The following is a 17,215-nucleotide window of genomic DNA, read 5'->3' as shown; positions in this document are numbered from 1 at the left end:
GGATTCAGGCCGCCTCGGCCTGCGTTGCAGTCTTCCGAATCTCGTCGAGGACGGAGTCGAGCGAGAGCACGTCCGAGAGCGCTTCCATCGCGCTGGCGAAGGGGACGTCGAGGGCGTAGCTGTAGTAGTTCCCGCGCGAGCCGGTGCGGTTCTCCTCGGCAGAGAGGATGCCGAGCATCCGGAGGTCAGAGAGGTGGTTGTGGACCGACCGTTGGGCGAGCGGGTCGATGCCGGCGGAGTTGCACAGCCGGAGATACTCCTGGTACAGGTCGCGCATCCGACACGGTGTCTCGTCGTGGGCGGCCTTCGAGACGACCGCGAGGAGCGCGAAGTGGCCGTTCTCGGTGAGTTCGCGCATCCCCTCGACGACGCGCTCCTGTTCGAGTTTCTGCCGGGCGATGTCGACGTGGTCGAGCGTGATTCGCTCGTCGTCTTTGTTCTCGGCGTGTTCGCCCGCCAACCGGAGGAGGTCGAGCGCCTGTCTCGCGCTCCCGCTGTCGCGGGCGGCGAGTGCCGCACAGAGATTGAGCACGCCCTCCTCGCAGGCGTCCTCTGCGATGGCGACCTCAGCGCGCGATTCGAGGATGTTCTGGAGTTCGGGCGCTTGGTACGGCGGAAAGTGGAGTTCGCGCTCGCAGAGGGTGTCCTGTACGCGCGGGTCGAGTTGGTCGTGGAACTTGAAGTCGTTCGAGATGCCGATGAGGCCGACCTTGGCGTCTTCGAGTTTGCCGTTCGAGCGCGCCCGCGGGAGTTCGTAGAGGAGTTCGTCGCGGTCGCCGATGGAGTCCACCTCGTCGAGGACGATAAGGACCGTCCCACCTACGTCGTCCAACTCCTGAAACAGTTTCTTGAAGACGGTCTGTTGGGGGTAGCCGGTCGAGCTAATCTCCGCACCCGGCGGTCGAAGCTCGTTGACGAGTTCGACCGCAACCTGGTACGAGGAGTTGAGCGTCTTGCAGTTGATGGAGATGACGCTGAGGTTCACGTCGTCGTACTGCGAGACGTCTTCGAGGAGCATCTCGAGGAGGAACTCGGTGACCGCGGTCTTTCCCACGCCGGTGTTTCCGTACAGGAAGACGTTGTTCGGCTCCCAGCCGTCGACGACCGGTTGGAGCGCGTCCATGTACTCCGAAATCTCGTCGTCGCGCTCCTCGATGCGCTCGGGCTTGTAGGACTCCCCGAGGGCGTCCTTGTTGGTGAAGACGTTTTGTTTTCGCTCGAACCGGCGCATTAGCGTCGGTCCGTTGTAGCGTCCCCTTATTTAAAACCCCGATTTCATCTGATTCATGTGAATTGTGGCGGCGGTGTCGTTGGGGTCGGACCGCGTGTTCGGGTCAGAATCGTCGCCTTCTATGCGGTCCATGGTACCATATGTCGTGGTTCGTGTGAACTCGTTTGAACAGACACACACCACTTTTGCAAGTGAATGAGAGTACACGAGAGTGACTAGTAGAACAACAGAGCACGGTTTCAACTAAAGCGATGACATGTTCTGGTGCTCACGATGCGAGTCTCGGTGGAGCGTGTCTGCTGTGAACGACGCGTAACCGGACTGAAACGCCCCAAATCACCTGCAACGGTGGTGGGTGGTGAGGGGTGAGTCCCGTTCGCGGTTCACTTGCATCGGTGCTCTCCCCACGCGGCCGTCGGTGCCACCCCCTTCGCAGCGTCGCCGCGCTTCACGTGCAATGGTGGTGTCTGTGTGTCTTCGCGCCCCCTCATTCTCGCCACCGATTCACTTGCAAACATGGTGTGTGAGTGTCGTGCCTCGGCTTTCGTCTACCGTACCCGCGGGTGGTTCACTTGCACGGGTGGTCTGTCCGGACGGACATCCGGCACGGGAGGCGCGGCCACCGTTCGGTCCGAACGGATGCCGAGACGGCGTCGTTCACGCGCCCGACGACCGCTTCGTCCCTCGAAATGTCTTTACCCCGGATACTGTTACCTACCATCGTGGACCGTTCCGCCCTCCGCGCACTCGCGCTCGCCCTCCTCGCGGTCGTCGCCCTCTCGGTCGTCGCCGCCACAATCGACTCGACCGTCGTCAGTAGCGGCGGCCCGGTCGGGTTCGGTGGCGGTGAGACCGGCGGCGCAGTCGCTGGTGACACAGACGAGACCGGCGTCCGACCGACCGGTGATTCGTCCGGCAGTCTCAGTATTCCGACGCCGTGTCTCCCGTGGTTGCTCTCGCCCGAAATCCTCGCCGGGGTCGCTCTCGTCTTCGTCCTCCTCGGCGCGTACGCCTACCGTGAGACCGGTTCCCTGCTGCCGCCCCTCGCCATCTACGTGGCGGTCGGGCCGCCGGTCGTCCTGCTTTTCGCCCTCCTCACGGCGTGTCGCCGCGAGTTCTCGTTTTCGTCTCGCGCCGCGGCCGCCGCGCGCAACGTGTCGTTTCTCCCCGCCGGCGGCGGCGGTAGCCTCGGCGACGGGGGCGCAGCACAGGCCGTCTCGCCGCCGACGCTCGTGTTCGGCCTCCTGCTCGCGGCCGCGCTCGTCGTCGCGGTCTTCCTGCTCGTCACCGGGACCGGCGACCCCCCCGAGCCCGACGACGAAATCGACCCGGCTGACGAGGATGAAGGACCGAACGTCGCCGCCGTGGGTCGCGCCGCCGGGGCCGCGGCTCAGCGCATCGAAGACGGCGACGCCGACGTGGAAAACGAAGTGTTCCGCGCGTGGGGTGAGATGACCGCCCTCCTCGACGTGCCGAACCGCCGCTCCGCGACGCCCGCCGAGTTCGCCGACTCGGCCGTCGACGCCGGTATGGACCGCGACGACGTGGGCGACCTGACGACGCTGTTCGAGGAAGTCCGCTACGGCGGCTTCGAGGCGACGCCGGAGCGCGAGCGGCGCGCGGTCGACGCGCTCAGAAACATCGAAGCCACCTACGCCGACGCGAGGGGGGACGACCGATGACGCTCGCGCGTCGGCTGTTCTTGCTCGTCGGCGTCGTCGCCACGGCCGCGGGCTTCGCGGTCGTTGCCGGCGTCTCGCTCGGCCTCGAACTGACGGACATCTTCCTCGGTCTCGTCGCGGCGCTCGCGGCGCTCCAGGGACTTCGGTACGTCCAGCGTCGCCGCGACACCTCGATGAGCACCACGGTCACCGGCGACCCAGAAGCGCGAGTCGCGGTCCCGATACCCGGCTCGGACTTCGACGACGACCTCGTGTCGGCGGCGGGTCGAAGCACCCGCTGGGCCGCCCGCAAGCGAGTCGTCGACCGACTCGAAGCGCGGGCGAAACAGGCACTCGTCGCCCGCGGCGGCCGCGCCCCCGAGGAAGCGGCCGCGCTCCTCGACACCGGCGGCTGGACCGACGACCCGGTCGCCGCGCGCTTTCTCGGCGCGTCCGTCTCGCTTCCGCTCCGACAGCGCGTCCGGCTCTTCCTGTCGGGACAGTCGTCGCTCACCGACCGCGCCGAGCGGACCATCGCCGCGATAGAGCGAATCGGCACCGGCGACGGCTCCACGGGTGAGCGCCGATGAGCCGCGGGTTCGACACCGAACGCTGGACCGGTCTCGACGGCCTCGTCCTCGTCGCGGCCGCGGTCGGCGTGTTCACTCGCGAACCGTCGCTCCTCCTCGCGGCCGGCCTCGGCGTCGTCGTGCTCGGCTACGTCCGGGTCGCGGCGATTCCCGAGGTGTCGCTTCGCGTCGAGCGCGACCTCTCGGACGCGACGCCCGACCCCGACGACGAGGTCGAAGTCACGCTCCGCGTCACTAACGAGGGGTCGCGGACGTTGTTCGACCTCCGGGTCGTCGACGGCGTGCCGCCGGCACTTGGTGTCGCCGACGGCCCCGCCCGACTGGGGACAGCGCTCCGACCGGGGGCGACCGCGACGGCGACGTACACGGTCACGGCCGTCCGCGGCGAGCACGCGTGGGACGAGACAGTCGTCGTCGTCCGCGACCCGAGCGGGGCCGTCGAGTCCCGAGAGACGGTCGACGCCGAGACGACGCTCCGGTGTGAGCCGGAACTCGCCGCGACTGCGGACCTGCCGCTTCGTGGCCTCACCTCGAAGTACGCCGGGCGCGTCGAGACCGACGTGCCGGGGTCGGGTCTGGAGTTCGCCTCCATCCGCGAGTACCGCCACGGTGACCCGATTCGGCGCATCGACTGGAACCGCCGCGCCCGCACGGGCGAACTCGCCACGGTAGAGTTCAGAGAAGAGCGCGCGGCGTCCGTCGTCCTCGTCGTCGACACCCGCCCGGAGGCGCACGTCGCCCCCGACGACGAGGCGGAGACCGCGGTCGAGCGCTCCGTGGACGCCGCGAGCGTCGCCTTCTCGGCGCTCCTCGACAGCGGTGACAGCGTCGGCGTCGCGGCGTTCGGGCCCGATGAGTGCTGGCTCGCCCCCTCGTCGGGCGCCGACCACCGCGCCCGCGCTCGGCGACTGTTCGCGACCCACCCGGCGTTCGCGCCGACGCCGCCGGACGGGGCCTTCTTCCCCTCTGTGGCCGTCCGGCGACTCCGGCGTCGCCTCGCCAGCGACGCGCAGGTCATCTTCTGTTCGCCGCTCGTGGACGACTACGGCGTCTCGGTCGCCCGTCGGTTGGAGGCCTACGGCCACGCCGTGACGGTCGTCTCGCCGGACCCGACGACGACGTCGACCGTCGGCGCGCGACTCGCGCGCATCGAGCGCGACCTGCGACTCCGCGAACTTCGGCGGAGCGGCGTCCGCGTCCTCGACTGGGGTGACGAACCCCTCGGCGTCGCGCTCGCGCGGGCCGAAGCGGGGTGGTCGCGGTGAGCGAAATCACCCACAAGCCGACCCGGACGGGGACCGCGATGGCGCTGTCGGTCGCCGGGCTCACGACGTTCACACTCGGCTTCACCACGTCGACCGCGGCGGTCGGCGGTCTCGTCGCGACGGTCGCGCTCGCCGCCGGGCTGTTCCGGGGCTCGCGGCGCATCGTCGACGCCGCGGGCGGGCTGTTTTTCCTCTCGCTCCTCTTCGCGGGCGCGAGCGGGGCCGGGACGGAGGCGCTTCTCCTCGCCACGCTCGGGTCGATACTCGCGTGGGACCTCGCGGAGAACGCACGCTCCGTCGGCGAACACCTCGGCCGCGAGACCGACACGCTCCGGCTCGAACTCGTCCACGCGGCGGCGACGCTCGTCGTGCTCGCGGTCGGCGCAGCGGTCGTCTACGGCGCGGACCGGGCGGCCGCCGGCGGCCAGCCCATCACGGCCGTCGTCTTACTGTTGGTCGGCGTCGTCGCGCTCGTGACGGTCGTCACGCGCTGAGCGGCGTGTCCGCCTCACAAACACCTACTCATAATGAACGCAAGGCGGAAACCCGCGCCTTTAGGCGCGGGAGGAAGCCGACAACTCGGACACAAACCACGTTCGATAGCAGTCCGACTCCCCCACGCCAACTGAAATATTATAAATACAGATCTCTACATATGAAGTACAGATGGTGGACGACTCAAGCACTCGAACTGTACCCATCAAACTCGATGTGGATGAGAGTGCCGCTGAACTTCTCCACCAGACAACCGACCACTTCCTCGACGCCGCCAACTACGTCGTAGACGTAGCGTGGGAACCAGACTGGAAAATCACCAGCAAGCAGAAACTCCACGACCTCACGTACTACGAAGTTCGAGACGACTCACCGCTCCCGGCCAACCTCGTGCAATCCGCACGAAACCGCGCCGCAGAAGCCGTCAAAGGCTGTGTCGAACGCTGGAAGGGTGGAAAGAAAGCCTCGAAACCACACTTCGCGTCGCGGTTCGCCAGCTACGACGCCCGAACCGTCACGGTCAACGACGACCACGCCACACTCGCCACCATCGACGGACGAGTCACCGCAGAGTTCGTCCTACCAGACGAACAGCGTGACACGCCTCACTCAGCGTACCTGTTCAACGGCGACTACGACGTGAAGGGGGCCACACTCCACTACGACACGGTTGAGGACTGTTTCTACCTCCACATGCGGACAAAGCCCGCCGTGGAGAACGATGATACCGAACAAGGCGATACCAAGCACGTCTCCGTCCTTGGTGTTGACCTCGGCATCACAAACATCGCAACCACCTCAACCGGCAAGTTCTGGAGCGGCGGCGAACTCAATCACTGGCACCGAGAGTACGAGAAGCGACGGGGCGACCTGCAACAGACCGGGACTCGGTGGGCACACGAGAACGTTCAGCGAGTCGGTCGAAAGCAGACTGGGAGGTTCGAACAGATGTTTCACACCATCTCGAACGAACTCGTGGAAGAAGCGTTGGAGAACGGTTGTACGCATATCGTGTTCGAGCAACTCAAAGGAATCCGCGAACGCCTGCCTTACGCGAAGGCGGTTCACAAATGGGCGTTCCACCGCTTGTTCGAGTACGTCACGTACAAAGCCGAGTCAGAAGGACTAGTGGTGAAGCAGATTAATCCGGCGTACACGAGTCAACGTTGCTCGAAGTGCGGGTTCACCCACGAGGATAATCGTCCACACAACAACGGGCAGGATGAGTTCGGTTGCCTGAAGTGCGGGTACGATGTTCACGCAGATTACAACGCGGCGAAGAATATCGGCCTGAAGTATCTCCGCGACCAGCAAAAGTCTGGTCGTGGAGGCGCACCCGTAGGCGTGCGCTTGAACAGTGGGATGTTGAACGTGAATGGCGAGTATTCGCCTACTGCTCTCAGCGGTTAGAACGGGAGTCCACGCTGAATGCCACGCCCTTCAGGGCGTGGTAGCTTACTCTAGCGTCGGCACGGTCACCCGGCCGAGCACGTCATCGACGACATCCGATTTCTGCACGTCTTCGACCCGCGCGTCCGGCGTCAAAACGAGGCGGTGTGCGAGCACCGACTGCGCGACGCGTTTCACGTCGTCGGGCGTGACGAACTCGCGGCCCTCGATGACGGCGCGGGCGCGGGTCGCCTCGAACAGCCGTTGGGTTCCGCGGGGGGAGACGCCGATGCGGACCCGGCGGTCGGTTCGGGTCTCTCGCGCGAGCTTCGCCATGTATTCGAGCAGGTCGTCCTCAACGCGGACCGACTCGGGCGCGCGGCGGATGGCGGCGACCGTGTCGCGGTCGAGGACGCGCTCGACGCTCGGGCTCTGTTCGCTCCGGCCGGCGCGCCGGTGGAGGAGTTCGACCTCACCGTCGAGGTCGGGGTAGCCGATGGCCGATTTCACGACGAATCGGTCGACCTGCGCCTCGGGGAGGGTGAACGTCCCCTCTTGCTCGACGGGGTTCTGCGTGGCGATGACGAAGAACGGTTTCGGAAGCTGGTGGGTCTCGCCGTCGACGGTCACCTGCCCCTCTTCCATTGCTTCGAGGAGGGCGGCCTGCGTCTTCGGCGGCGCGCGGTTGATTTCGTCGGCGAGGACGACGTTCGCGAAGATGGGCCCCGGAGAGAACTCGAAGGTCCGCTCGCGTTCGTCGTAGATGTTCGTCCCGGTCACGTCGGCGGGAAGCAGGTCCGGGGTGAACTGTACGCGGGAAAACGACAGTCCGAGCGCGGTGGCGACGCTCCGCGCGGTGAGTGTCTTTCCGGTTCCCGGGACGTCTTCGAGGAGGACGTGGCCGCGGGCGAGGACGCCCGTCAGGACGGTTTCGAGGAAGGCTCGGTCGGCGATGACGGCCTCCGAGATGGCGTCGAGAACCTCGGTGCACGTCTCGCTGGCCGTGTCGATGTCCATACACCACCCGGGTCTGCGTGCGACTTATTCCCATTGGTCGGTGGCGCTCTGGTCGGTCGCTCGTCGGTCGTCGACTCCGCCCGTCCCGCCCGGACGCAGTTGGGCCACAGACTCGCCGACTGCGTCCGTGTGACTCCTCGCCGCGGCCCTCGGAAATCGAAACGGATTAAACTATCCGCGAGAGAGACAACGATGGAAGCCGAGGTAGCCTAGCCCGGCCAAGGCGGTAGATTCGAAATCTACTGTCCATTCGGACACGTGAGTTCAAATCTCACCCTCGGCGCTTCTCGCGGCCACAACATTCTGAGCGGCGCGTCTCGTCGCGCCGCGACTGCGTGGTGTGCCTGCGACGGCCTAGGGTTACATTTCGTCACCCAACCCCACTCTGACAGATTTCTGACCGATAGAATTGTTATATTTCCACCACGAACCCGGGCATGGAACACTCACTCGAACAGCGGCTCAACGCACTCGGCGTGGTACTATTCGGTGTCATCGCCGTCCAAGGCTTTTCGCTCGGAGGGCCCGCTGGTGCAGTCGCGGCGCTGCTCGTCGGAGGAGTCGTCGGCTATACCGTGCTATTGTTCTCTGCACCGTCTCGGAGTGATTTTCGTCGATAGCTGACGATGCCCGTGGGGTTCGGAGGCGCGGGACGAACGCCTTCCCGAGTTCAAACGTTGTTCTTCAAACCGACCCTGACTCCCACCGTCCCCAGTGAACGAGTTCGCTCGTCTCGATGCGCTCGCGCCAGCCCTCCCGCTGAAGCACCGGCTCCTCGGGAAAGCCATCTTCGGGATAGCCGACGCAGAGATACGCAATCGGCTCGACGTGGTGCGGGATCTCGAGTACTTCGCGGACCTCGTGCGGGTAGAGAAACGACACCCAGCCGACGCCGACGCCCTCGGCCCGTGCGGCCAGCCAGAGGTTCTGCACGGCGAGACACGTCGAGTAGGCGTCCATCGCCTGCATCGTGTTGCGTCCGAGGACGTGCGGCGCGCCGCGTGTCGGGTCGCACGTGACGCAGATGTTCACCGGGGCGTCGGTGATACCTTCCAACTTCAGCCGACCGAACTCCGATTTTCGGGGCTCTCGATAGCCCTCGCGGGCCGCCGCAATCGCCCGCTCCGCGATGGACGCGACGGCCGTCTTCGTCTCGTCGTCCTCGACGACCACGAAGTCCCACGGTTGCGAGAAGCCGACGCTCGGGGCGTGGTGCGCGGCGTCGAGCAGCCGCGCCAGCGTCTCCTCGGACACCGGGTCGTCGCCGAACCGCCTGATGTCCCGCCGCGCGTATATCGACTTGTACACGCCCGCCCGCTCGCGCTCGGTGAATGCAACCATCGATTCGATAGTCCAGACTGGCTTGCAAATCGGTTCTGATTCGCCCGACGGCTCACACTTTGCCAACCAAAATAGTTACTAATCAGACACGAATGATGGGCCGTATGGACGCCACACTCGAACACAGACTCGAAGTCATCATCGCCCTCCTGTTCCTGTTGCTCACCATCGAGGTCTACCGACTTGCCGGCTACTTCGGCGTCGTGTTCGTCATCGTGGCCACACTCATCACCTTCGGACTGGGCTCGAAGCCGAGTTCGACCTGAGTCACGCTCTCCCCCGCGTGAGCGCCTCCCCCGCGCAGTCCCTCGATTTCACTTTCACTCTACTAGGATGCGATACATATCCCCTGCCCGCGTCAGCGCAAGTATGAGTGCGAACGTAGCAAGCGCGGACACGGGCGAACGGGACGGGACGCGACGCATCGACGTGACGACGGTCCGGACCGGCCGCGTCGCCGACTTCGCGGAGACGGAACTCGGCGACGCCGCTATCGGGTTCGAGCGCCGGGGCGGCTGGACCTACCTCGTCGCCAAAGACACGCAGTAGGTCGGAGTCGACTGCGGTCTCGGAGCGAAATCGGTCGTCCGCGAGAAGGGAAGCGGGAGCGGGAGCGAACGCGGACGCGACAGGGTCGTTTTCTCAGTCGTCAGCCGACGCGGGCGTCGGCGACGTGTGATTCGGCGCGAGCAGTCGGTCCAGCGCGTTCACCATCGCCTGGACGCTCGCCCGCGTGATGTCGGCGTGCGACGCCGCGACGGTGACGCTTCGGTCGCCGAGCGACATCGTCACCTCGACGGTCACGACGGCGTCGGTGCCGCCGGTGATGGCGTCGACGTGGTACTCGTCGAGTTGGGCGTCGGCGTCGGGGCCGAGCGCCTCGCGGACGGCTTTCACCGCGGCGTCGACCGGACCGGACCCGGTGCCGGAGGCGACGCGTTCTTCGCCCTCGACGCGGAGGCGGACGCTCGCGGTCGGGGTGCCGCCCCCGGAGGCGGCCGTGAGGTCGAGCAGTTCGACCTGTCGGGCGCGCTCGCGGCCCTGGACGTCTTCTGCGAACGCGAGGAGGTCGGCGTCGGTGACGCGCTTGCCGCGGTCGCCGAGTTCCTTCACGCGCTCGACGACGGCCGCGACTTCCTCGTCGGTGGCGTCGACGCCGTGTTCGTCGAGTGCGGCCTTGACACCGGCGCGGCCGGCGTGCTTTCCGAGGACGAGGCGGCGCTCGCGGCCGACCGTCTCCGGCGGGTACGGCTCGTACATCGCGTCGTCCTTGAGCGTCCCGTCGGTGTGGATGCCGCTCTCGTGAGTGAAGGCGTTCTGGCCGACGACCGCCTTGTTCGGCGGGAGCGAGACGCCCGTGGCCTGTGCGACCTTCTGGGCGAGCGCGTACAGTTCGTCGAGCTTCACCGACTCCACGTCGTAGCAGTGGTCGAGCGCGATGGCGACCTCTTCGAGCGCGACGTTGCCGGCGCGCTCGCCGATGCCGTTGACCGTGGTGTGGACGAGGTCCGCGCCCGCGGCGAGGCTGGCGTGAACGTTCGCCATCGCGAGGCCGAGGTCGTCGTGGGTGTGCGTCGAGGTCGGCCCGAGTTCGGCGAGTCGGGAGACGACTTCGTAGGTGTGTTCGGGGCTCGTGTGGCCGACCGTGTCGGCGAAACAGAAGCGGTCGGCACCGGCGTCGTGGCTGGCGCGGGCGAGCGATTCGAGGAACTCCGGGGCGGCCCGCGAGCCGTCCTCGCCGATGACCTCGACCCAGAGGCCGTGGTCCTTTGCGTAGGCGACGAGTTCGTCGGTGGTCTCGACGACGCCCTCGCGGGTCGTCCCGACTTTCGACTCGACGTGTCGGTCGCTTGCCGGGACGACGAGCGTGATGCCGTCCACGTCGCAGTCGAGCGCGAGGTCGACGTCGTTCTTGACGCCGCGGGCGAAACTCGTCACCGTCGCGTCGAGGCCGAGCGACGTGACGCGCTTTATGGTCTCGCGCTCGCCGGGGCCGGTGCAGGCACTCCCGGCTTCGATGTAATCGACCTCCGCGCGGTCGAGCGCCTGGGCGATGTCGGCTTTCTGGGCCGGCGTCAGCGAGACGCCGGGGGCCTGCTCGCCGTCGCGGAGCGTGGTGTCTAAGAGCTGTACTGAATCAGAAGTGCGTAGCTCGGGGGTCTTCCCGAATCGTTCGTTCACGGTAGAATCGTGTCCTTGTAGGTTAGAACCGTCGAATTTCACAGCCAGCCGTCTCGCGACGACTTACTCTATCCTCCGTCGGTGTGGTAGGTCCCGACATAGTAGTTGAACACATATGTCGTCGAGTGTATAAAAGAGATGGTTCCGACAGAAATTGGCGTCTCGGCGGGGGTGTCGTTGGAAGCGCGTTCACTTGGCGGTGGGGGTCGTCAGCGGTGTCGGCGTCGCAGTCGGTCGGTTGCGCCGGCGTCTACTCCGAGAGTTCGACCAAGTCGCCGGGGTCCACGTCGTCGGCCGCGCCCGCGGGGAGTTCGATGATGGTGTCGGCCATGCCGAAGCCGATGCCCGTCCACGCCGACAGCCGCTTTTTCTTCGTCACCTCGTCGCCGACGAGCCAGAGCGCGTCGATATCGAACGGGACGAACACCATGTGGAGGCTGTGGCGGTCGGCGTCGTCGAACTGGAACACGAGGGCGTAGTCGTCCGGGACGGAGCCGCGGAACATCAGCCCGCGCGCCTGCGAGAGAAACGAGTCGGCCGTCTCGACGTTCGACGCGAGCGTCGATTGGGAACCGTTCTGTCGGTGAACGAGTCTCACGACCCGGCTTCGGCGGCGGGCGTGATGAATCCACCGCCGAGACGGCGGGCCGTCCGCCGTCGAGAGCAACGTTTAGGCCCGCCCCGCCCTGAACGCGCTCCATGGAGCGGACGCCGACAGGCACGCCCGTGGGTGTCGACGACCCCTACGACCACGCCGGCCGCTGCGACCACCTCACGAGCGACGGCGCGTGCCGCCTCGCCCGCGAGTACGCCGACCGCGACCCGGCGTTCGCCCGCGAGCGCGCCCGAGCGGACTACGAGTGCGTCGCGGCCGCGGAGGGCTGTGACTTCCGCGACTGCCCGCACTACGCCTCGACGACGAACGGCCGCGAGTGCGTCCGCTGCGGCCTCGAAGAGGTCCGGATGGCCCACGATTCGGCCGCCCGCCCACTGCTCGAAGAACACCACCTCTCGTACGGGGGCCGCGGCGGTGATGGTGACGGTGACGGTGATGGCGACGGCGACAAACCCTCACACGAAATCACGGTCGCGCTGTGTCGGTGGTGTCACACGAAGGTCCACAAGTCGTTCGCCCGCATCGACGACGACGCCTCGCCCGCCGTCGAGGCACTCGCCGAACGGGAGGGCCGCCGGACGAAGGAACTCGACGAACTCGGGTTTCAGACGGCGCGGGACCGCGCCGGCGACGAGTGAATCGCGGAAGCCGACGAGTGACAAGCGGCGACGAACCCATCCACACACCGAAGCGACCGCCCCCGGCCAAACCGCCCCGATGTGCCAGTTCGATGCACGGATACGCGTATCTCGACCATTCTTCGATTGACTTTTAGGCACGGTGGTCCAATCCGGGACATGACCCGCATCGTCGTCATCGACAACCACGGGCAGTTCACCCACCTCGAACGGCGCGCGCTCCGCGACCTCGGCGTCGACACCGAACTCGTCGACAACGACACCGACCCCGCGGACATCGACGCGGACGGCATCGTCCTCTCCGGCGGCCCCGACATGGACCGCATCGGCCGCAGTCCCGACTACCTCGACCTCGACGTGCCCGTCTTGGGCATCTGTCTCGGCATGCAGATTCTCGCCGAAGAGCTCGACGGCCGCGTCGGCTCCGGCGACTACGGCGGCTACGCCGACGTGGACGTGGAAATCCTCGACGAGGACGACCCGCTCATCGGCTCGCTCGCCCCCGAGACCCGCGTCTGGGCCAGCCACGCCGACGAGGTCAAGGAAGTCCCCGAGGGCTTCACCCACACCGCCACGAGCGACGTGTGTACCATCGAGGCCATGAGCGACGCCGACCGCGACCTCTACGGCGTCCAGTGGCACCCCGAGGTCGCCCACACCGCCGAGGGGGAGGAAGTCTTCGAGAACTTCATCGACATCTGCGAGCAGTAATCGACGACTACGAGCGGTCGGTCGCCTCCGACCGCGACCGCGTTCTCCGCGGCGACGCGTCTCTTTCTCTCCGTCGCCGCGGGGAAAAACCGCAATCCGGCGACACGACGCGGTCTCTCACGGTCGTTTCTCGGAAGCAAGCCGAGACATTTACCGGCCTCCGTTCTGTCTGTTCGGAAAATGACCTCCACCCAGAGCGACCTCGCTGGGCTCTCGCGGTTCATCTTCCGCGCGCCCAGTTGGTACACGAGTCTCGGGTTCGCCCTGCTCGTCGCCGCGATGGCGGGTATCGGTGCGTTCGACTCCGGGGACATCGCCGGCTCGTGGCGGGGCATCTTCTTCCTCGGGAGAGACGCTTGGGAAGGCATCTTCTTCATCGGGATTCCGACCGTCGTCGCGGCGTTCGGAACCACCGGCGTCGACCGGTTCGTCGGCGGGAAGCTGACGCACAACCGCTCGTCGCTCCTCGCGCTCGCCGGCGAGGTGATTATCGTGACGTTCCTCACCGGGGCCGCCATCGTCTCCGTCTTCACGGGCCTCGGCCAGACGTTCATCTTCGACGCGCTCGTGGTCGCCCTCGCGTCGGTGTTCGCCTTCCGCCTGCTCATCGTGATGGCCGTCTCACGGTCGTCGCTGCTCATCGCGGCGGTCCCGGCGAGCATCCAGACGCTCACGTCCGCCGCGCTCCTGTTCGTCTACAGCGGGACGCTCCGCTTCTTCGAGGTCGGCGGCCCCATCCTCGACGCCTATCTGATGCCCTATCTCGCCCGCCCCGACCGGGCCCCGCCGGAGCTGTCGGCCATCGCGCTGAGTCACTTCCAACTCCTCGCTATCACCTGCGTGATGTACGCGCTCGGCGTCTACGTCTTCCTCCGCATCGTCGACCGCCCGTGGCGGCGGAGCCTCGGCGTGTCCGTCCTCGACTTCATCCGCGGCTTCATCGGCCACATCGCCGAGGGGACCCGCGAGCTGGAGGACTTCTTCGAACAGCTTGGCCAGGAGGCCATCGTCCCCGTCACCGTGCTCTCGTTCGAGCGCGAGGACGGCACCGAGAAGGCCCGGTTCGTCCTGCCGATGATTCACCCCGGGCCGATGGGCGAAATCGGTGGCGGCAACTTCCCCGAACGCGTCGCCCGCCGGGCCGAGGGTCTCGCGTTCCCCCCGCACGCCACCGCCGGCCACGACTTCAACCTCGTCACCGAACGCGAGGTCGACGTGGTCCTCGACGCGGCCGACGACGCCTACGAGCGCATCGAGTACAGCCCGGACGTGACAGAAAGCGTCCGCGTGCAGTCCGGCGACGCGAAGATGCTCGGCCAGCGCTTCGGCGACGACGCGCTCCTCGTGTCGACGTACGCCCCGCAGTTCGCCGACGACGTCGAGTACGCGGTCGGCCTCTCGGCGTCCGCCGAGGCCCGAACCACGGGTCTGCGGGACGTACTCCTCGTCGACGCCCACAACTGCAACAACGGGCTCCAGGGTGCCGACCTCGGCCACGTCACACCGGGGAGCAAGCGCTCGTTCGACATGATTACCGCCGCCGGCCTCGCGGGCGAGGAACTCTCCGCGTCGTCGCACGCCTCGCTCACCTTGGGGACGGCGTTCGACCCGACCGACTGGACGCCGCGGGAGGGAATCGGCCCGCTGGGCATCCGCGTGGCCACGACGAACGTCGGCGACCAGACGACCGCGTACGTCCTCATCGACGGGAACAACATGGAACCCGGCCTGCGCGACCGCATCGTCGAGGGGCTCACGACCGGGCCGAACGCGAAAGCCGACGTGGCCGAGGTGATGACGACCGACACGCACATCGTCAACACCGTCGAGGCGGAAAATCAGGTCGGCGCGGCCATCGACCCCGACGAACTCCGCGAGACCATCGACCGCCTCGTCGACGAGGCGCTCGCGGACGCCGAACCCGTCGTCGCCGGCATGGCGACCGAGCGCGCCGAGGTGACGATTTTCGGCAACGACCGCACCGAGACGCTCGCCAGCCACGCTAACGTCGTCGTCTCGATGGGCGGGGCGCTCGCGCTCGCGCTCATCCTCGCGGCGATGGCTGTCAGTCTGCTCGTGTTCTTCCTCGCGTGAACCGCCTCGGGGTCAAGCCCCGAGGCACTCGGCCTCCTCCGCCTGTAGACGAGACGGCCTGCCGGCCGCGTCGCCACTCACGATTCTTTTCGAGCGACGAGCAACCTCCGTCGCACTACTTCAGCGAGAGCGTCCGCGTCTCGATAGCGCCGCAACTCGGGCAGACCCGTCGGTAGAACACGCTCGACCCGGTCGTCTTGGCGGACCATTCACCGTCGCTGTCGGTGAAGCCGCATTTCGAACAGGTGAGGTCGGCCTCGCTGTATCGCTCTCGCAACCGGTCCAGTGCGGTCGTCCCTCTCGGCGTCCTTCTGATTGACATAAGATAACATACACCACTATCCTGTTTAATTGTGTCGTATGGCACAATACCTAAGCGAAGTGATACTTGCGGAATCCAAAAATCACCGCCCGAATCCCGCACGTTCGGCCCGCGCCTCGACCGGCACAGCGCCGCCGCTCACCGGGAGAAACCGAGTGCGGGGGGTGCCCGCGAGAACGTCCCTTACTCTTCGTCGGCGGCCGCGAACAGTTCGTCCACGGCCTCCTGCGCCGTCAGCGCCGCCTCCTCGGCGACGGCTTCCGCGTCGTCGGCGTCGTCGGGCGCGTTGACGTACACGTCCACGTCGAGGACGCCGTCTTCGAACGTCACGGTGACGTCGAAGTCCTTGACGCGAGACTGCTTGAAGCGGGCGAAGATGAGGCCCTCAGCCGCCTCCGCGGCGGTCTGGACCACTTCTTCGTCCGTCGGCTGTGGCATTTACGCGCCGCCGGGGCCCATCGGACCCGCGCCGCCCGCGCCGCCCTGGAGCATCTGCTGGAGCTCTTCCTGCAGGCTCTCGAACTTCTCCTGCACGCGCGTCTCCTGCTTCGTGAGCTGTTCGACGCGCACTTCGAGGCTCTCGACCTTCTCTTCGAGGTCGTCCTTGGCCGCTTCGTAGTCGGTCTCGATGAGGAGTTCGCCGACTTCGCGGTACATCTTGGAGTCAGCGTCGATTTCCTCGAGCGTGGTGAGCGCCGTCTGTGCTTCGTTGAGCGCGGTCTCGGAGGACTGCTTCTGCTCGGAGACGTTCTGGGCGGTCTCCTGAAGGTTCTGCAGTTCTTCGAGCTTCTCTTGGGCTTCCGGCGGCAGACTTCCCTGCATACCCGAACCGACGGGACGCCGGCCCTAAAACACCCGCGGTCTCCTACGCGGACCCGGACAGTGGCTCGCCGGCGTCCGCGACGCGCTCTGTGGTCTCGACGAGGCGTATCCACGAGTTCACGCCCGCGCGGAGCGCGACGAGGTCGTCGGCCTCGACGGTGACCACGACGGTCCGCCCCTCGCGGCCGACGCGGGCACCGGACCGGGCGTCGTCTATCTCGCCTTCCTCGACGGCGACGCTCCGCTCGACGACGCGTGCGCGCCGCTCGTCAGAATAGTCGAATTCGAGCGAAGCGCTGTGCGCTGGACGCACGCTACTCGACGGCGACTTCTTTGACGTTGGGGGACCGCTCCTTCAGCAGGACGCGGTGCCCGCAGTACGGACAGCGGACGCCACCGAACTCGTCCAGTTCGACATCGCGCTTGCACCGGGAACACTTGTAGCTCATTGTGAGATGTGAAGAGTCGAGGCTACTTGGGCGTTATTCGTCCTCGCCGGTGAGCGCGGCGCGGATGGAGCGGCGGACCTGCTTGCCTGCGGGGGTCTGCGGGCGGTAGGTACCGCCGGTGAAGACCTCACCGGTCTCTTCGTTCTTCCAGATGCCGGTTCCGACGCGGGTGACGTCGTCGCCGTCGACTTTGGAGTTGCGCATCTCTGCTTCGATTTCCTTGACACGGCGTCGAGCGACGCGGCCGTACCGCGCGCCGAAGCGCCCGGAACTACCGACGGATCGAGCCTTCTTGTCGGCCATAGTACCGCGAACTACCTCGCCGGTATGGATAAACCCTACGAGTCGTCTCGGCATGTGACGGGCCTAGACACCGCTTTGTCGCCGGCGTGC

21 protein-coding genes and 1 tRNA gene are annotated in these 17,215 nt (G+C 66.6%); 11 read left to right on the top strand and 11 right to left on the bottom strand.

The window, feature by feature from the left end:
• Positions 1–4: 4 nt before the first annotated feature.
• Positions 5–1,231, bottom strand: coding sequence for an orc1/cdc6 family replication initiation protein (locus C5B90_RS04480; RefSeq protein WP_115879422.1), 1,227 nt, complete (start codon positions 1,229–1,231; stop codon positions 5–7).
• Between the two features lie 722 nt (positions 1,232–1,953).
• Here C5B90_RS04480 and C5B90_RS04475 point away from each other — a divergent pair.
• The 5 genes from C5B90_RS04475 (at position 1,954) to C5B90_RS04455 (ending at position 6,652) form a co-directional block, all read left to right on the top strand.
• Entirely contained in the window at positions 1,954–2,913 is a 960-nt protein-coding gene (locus tag C5B90_RS04475) for a DUF4129 domain-containing protein (protein ID WP_115879420.1), read from the top strand.
• Positions 2,910–3,482, top strand: coding sequence for a hypothetical protein (locus tag C5B90_RS04470; protein ID WP_115879418.1), 573 nt, complete (start codon positions 2,910–2,912; stop codon positions 3,480–3,482). Before C5B90_RS04475 ends, C5B90_RS04470 begins: the two co-directional genes overlap by 4 nt.
• On the top strand, positions 3,479–4,747 hold the full coding sequence (locus C5B90_RS04465; RefSeq protein ID WP_115879416.1) for a DUF58 domain-containing protein: 1,269 nt from the start codon (positions 3,479–3,481) through the stop codon (positions 4,745–4,747). Before C5B90_RS04470 ends, C5B90_RS04465 begins: the two co-directional genes overlap by 4 nt.
• Complete coding sequence (locus tag C5B90_RS04460; RefSeq protein ID WP_115879414.1) at positions 4,735–5,241, top strand: hypothetical protein; 507 nt, start codon at positions 4,735–4,737, stop codon at positions 5,239–5,241. Before C5B90_RS04465 ends, C5B90_RS04460 begins: the two co-directional genes overlap by 13 nt.
• 172 nt (positions 5,242–5,413) lie before the next feature.
• Positions 5,414–6,652: an RNA-guided endonuclease TnpB family protein gene (locus tag C5B90_RS04455; protein WP_115879412.1), complete on the top strand. Its 1,239-nt coding sequence runs from the start codon at positions 5,414–5,416 to the stop codon at positions 6,650–6,652.
• A 45-nt stretch (positions 6,653–6,697) separates the two neighbouring features.
• Here the strand turns inward: C5B90_RS04455 and C5B90_RS04450 are convergent, their stop codons facing one another.
• Positions 6,698–7,648 (bottom strand): MoxR family ATPase, encoded by a 951-nt coding sequence (locus C5B90_RS04450; RefSeq protein WP_115879410.1) that lies wholly within the window; start codon positions 7,646–7,648, stop codon positions 6,698–6,700.
• Between the two features lie 198 nt (positions 7,649–7,846).
• Here C5B90_RS04450 and C5B90_RS04445 point away from each other — a divergent pair.
• Positions 7,847–7,931 (top strand) — tRNA-Ser (locus tag C5B90_RS04445).
• A gap of 401 nt (positions 7,932–8,332) precedes the next feature.
• On the opposite strand, the gene bluB is transcribed toward C5B90_RS04445, so the two are convergent.
• A complete protein-coding gene (gene bluB / locus C5B90_RS04440) occupies positions 8,333–8,989 on the bottom strand; it encodes a 5,6-dimethylbenzimidazole synthase (protein WP_115879408.1) in 657 nt (218 codons plus the stop codon).
• Between the two features lie 104 nt (positions 8,990–9,093).
• Here bluB and C5B90_RS20745 point away from each other — a divergent pair, with 104 nt between their 5' ends.
• Positions 9,094–9,255, top strand: a complete 162-nt coding sequence (locus C5B90_RS20745; protein WP_199180647.1) for a hypothetical protein — start codon at positions 9,094–9,096, stop codon at positions 9,253–9,255.
• Positions 9,256–9,358: 103 nt separating this feature from the next.
• Positions 9,359–9,538, top strand: coding sequence for a hypothetical protein (locus C5B90_RS04435; RefSeq protein ID WP_049968110.1), 180 nt, complete (start codon positions 9,359–9,361; stop codon positions 9,536–9,538).
• 93 nt (positions 9,539–9,631) lie between these two features.
• Here C5B90_RS04435 and C5B90_RS04430 read toward each other — a convergent pair whose 3' ends face one another.
• Both C5B90_RS04430 and C5B90_RS04425 read right to left on the bottom strand, forming a co-directional pair.
• Positions 9,632–11,170 carry a (R)-citramalate synthase gene (locus C5B90_RS04430; RefSeq protein WP_115879406.1) on the bottom strand — a complete coding sequence of 513 codons (1,539 nt, stop codon included), beginning with the start codon at positions 11,168–11,170 and terminating at the stop codon, positions 9,632–9,634.
• 250 nt (positions 11,171–11,420) lie between these two features.
• The gene (locus tag C5B90_RS04425) at positions 11,421–11,768 is read right to left on the bottom strand and encodes a DUF192 domain-containing protein (protein ID WP_115879404.1); all 348 of its coding nucleotides are present in this window, start codon (positions 11,766–11,768) and stop codon (positions 11,421–11,423) included.
• A 101-nt stretch (positions 11,769–11,869) separates the two neighbouring features.
• On the opposite strand from C5B90_RS04425, the gene C5B90_RS04420 reads away from it, so the two are divergent.
• The 3 genes from C5B90_RS04420 (at position 11,870) to C5B90_RS04410 (ending at position 15,229) form a co-directional block, all read left to right on the top strand.
• Entirely contained in the window at positions 11,870–12,424 is a 555-nt protein-coding gene (locus tag C5B90_RS04420; protein ID WP_115879402.1) for a hypothetical protein, read from the top strand.
• Between the two features lie 159 nt (positions 12,425–12,583).
• Positions 12,584–13,135, top strand: a complete 552-nt coding sequence (locus C5B90_RS04415) for a GMP synthase subunit A (RefSeq protein WP_115879400.1) — start codon at positions 12,584–12,586, stop codon at positions 13,133–13,135.
• Positions 13,136–13,315: 180 nt separating this feature from the next.
• Entirely contained in the window at positions 13,316–15,229 is a 1,914-nt protein-coding gene (locus C5B90_RS04410) for a DUF2070 family protein (RefSeq protein WP_115879398.1), read from the top strand.
• Between the two features lie 115 nt (positions 15,230–15,344).
• Here the strand turns inward: C5B90_RS04410 and C5B90_RS04405 are convergent, their stop codons facing one another.
• From C5B90_RS04405 to C5B90_RS04380, 6 genes are all read right to left on the bottom strand, one after another.
• Positions 15,345–15,551 (bottom strand): HVO_0649 family zinc finger protein, encoded by a 207-nt coding sequence (locus C5B90_RS04405; RefSeq protein WP_049904953.1) that lies wholly within the window; start codon positions 15,549–15,551, stop codon positions 15,345–15,347.
• 183 nt (positions 15,552–15,734) lie between these two features.
• Positions 15,735–15,989: a DUF3194 domain-containing protein gene (locus tag C5B90_RS04400; protein WP_004972953.1), complete on the bottom strand. Its 255-nt coding sequence runs from the start codon at positions 15,987–15,989 to the stop codon at positions 15,735–15,737.
• Complete coding sequence (locus C5B90_RS04395) at positions 15,990–16,373, bottom strand: prefoldin subunit beta (protein ID WP_004972952.1); 384 nt, start codon at positions 16,371–16,373, stop codon at positions 15,990–15,992.
• Positions 16,374–16,416: 43 nt separating this feature from the next.
• The gene (locus C5B90_RS04390; protein ID WP_115879396.1) at positions 16,417–16,686 is read right to left on the bottom strand and encodes a KEOPS complex subunit Pcc1; all 270 of its coding nucleotides are present in this window, start codon (positions 16,684–16,686) and stop codon (positions 16,417–16,419) included.
• 1 nt (position 16,687) lies between these two features.
• Complete coding sequence (locus C5B90_RS04385; protein WP_004044283.1) at positions 16,688–16,822, bottom strand: DNA-directed RNA polymerase subunit P; 135 nt, start codon at positions 16,820–16,822, stop codon at positions 16,688–16,690.
• Between the two features lie 33 nt (positions 16,823–16,855).
• Complete coding sequence (locus tag C5B90_RS04380) at positions 16,856–17,125, bottom strand: hypothetical protein (protein ID WP_004972948.1); 270 nt, start codon at positions 17,123–17,125, stop codon at positions 16,856–16,858.
• Between the last annotated feature and the right edge of the window lie 90 nt (positions 17,126–17,215).

Source organism: Haloferax sp. Atlit-12N, assembly GCF_003383095.1.
Classification (GTDB): domain Archaea; phylum Halobacteriota; class Halobacteria; order Halobacteriales; family Haloferacaceae; genus Haloferax.
Note: the sequence above shows the minus strand (reverse complement) of the source record. Positions and strands in the feature narration are given on the sequence as shown.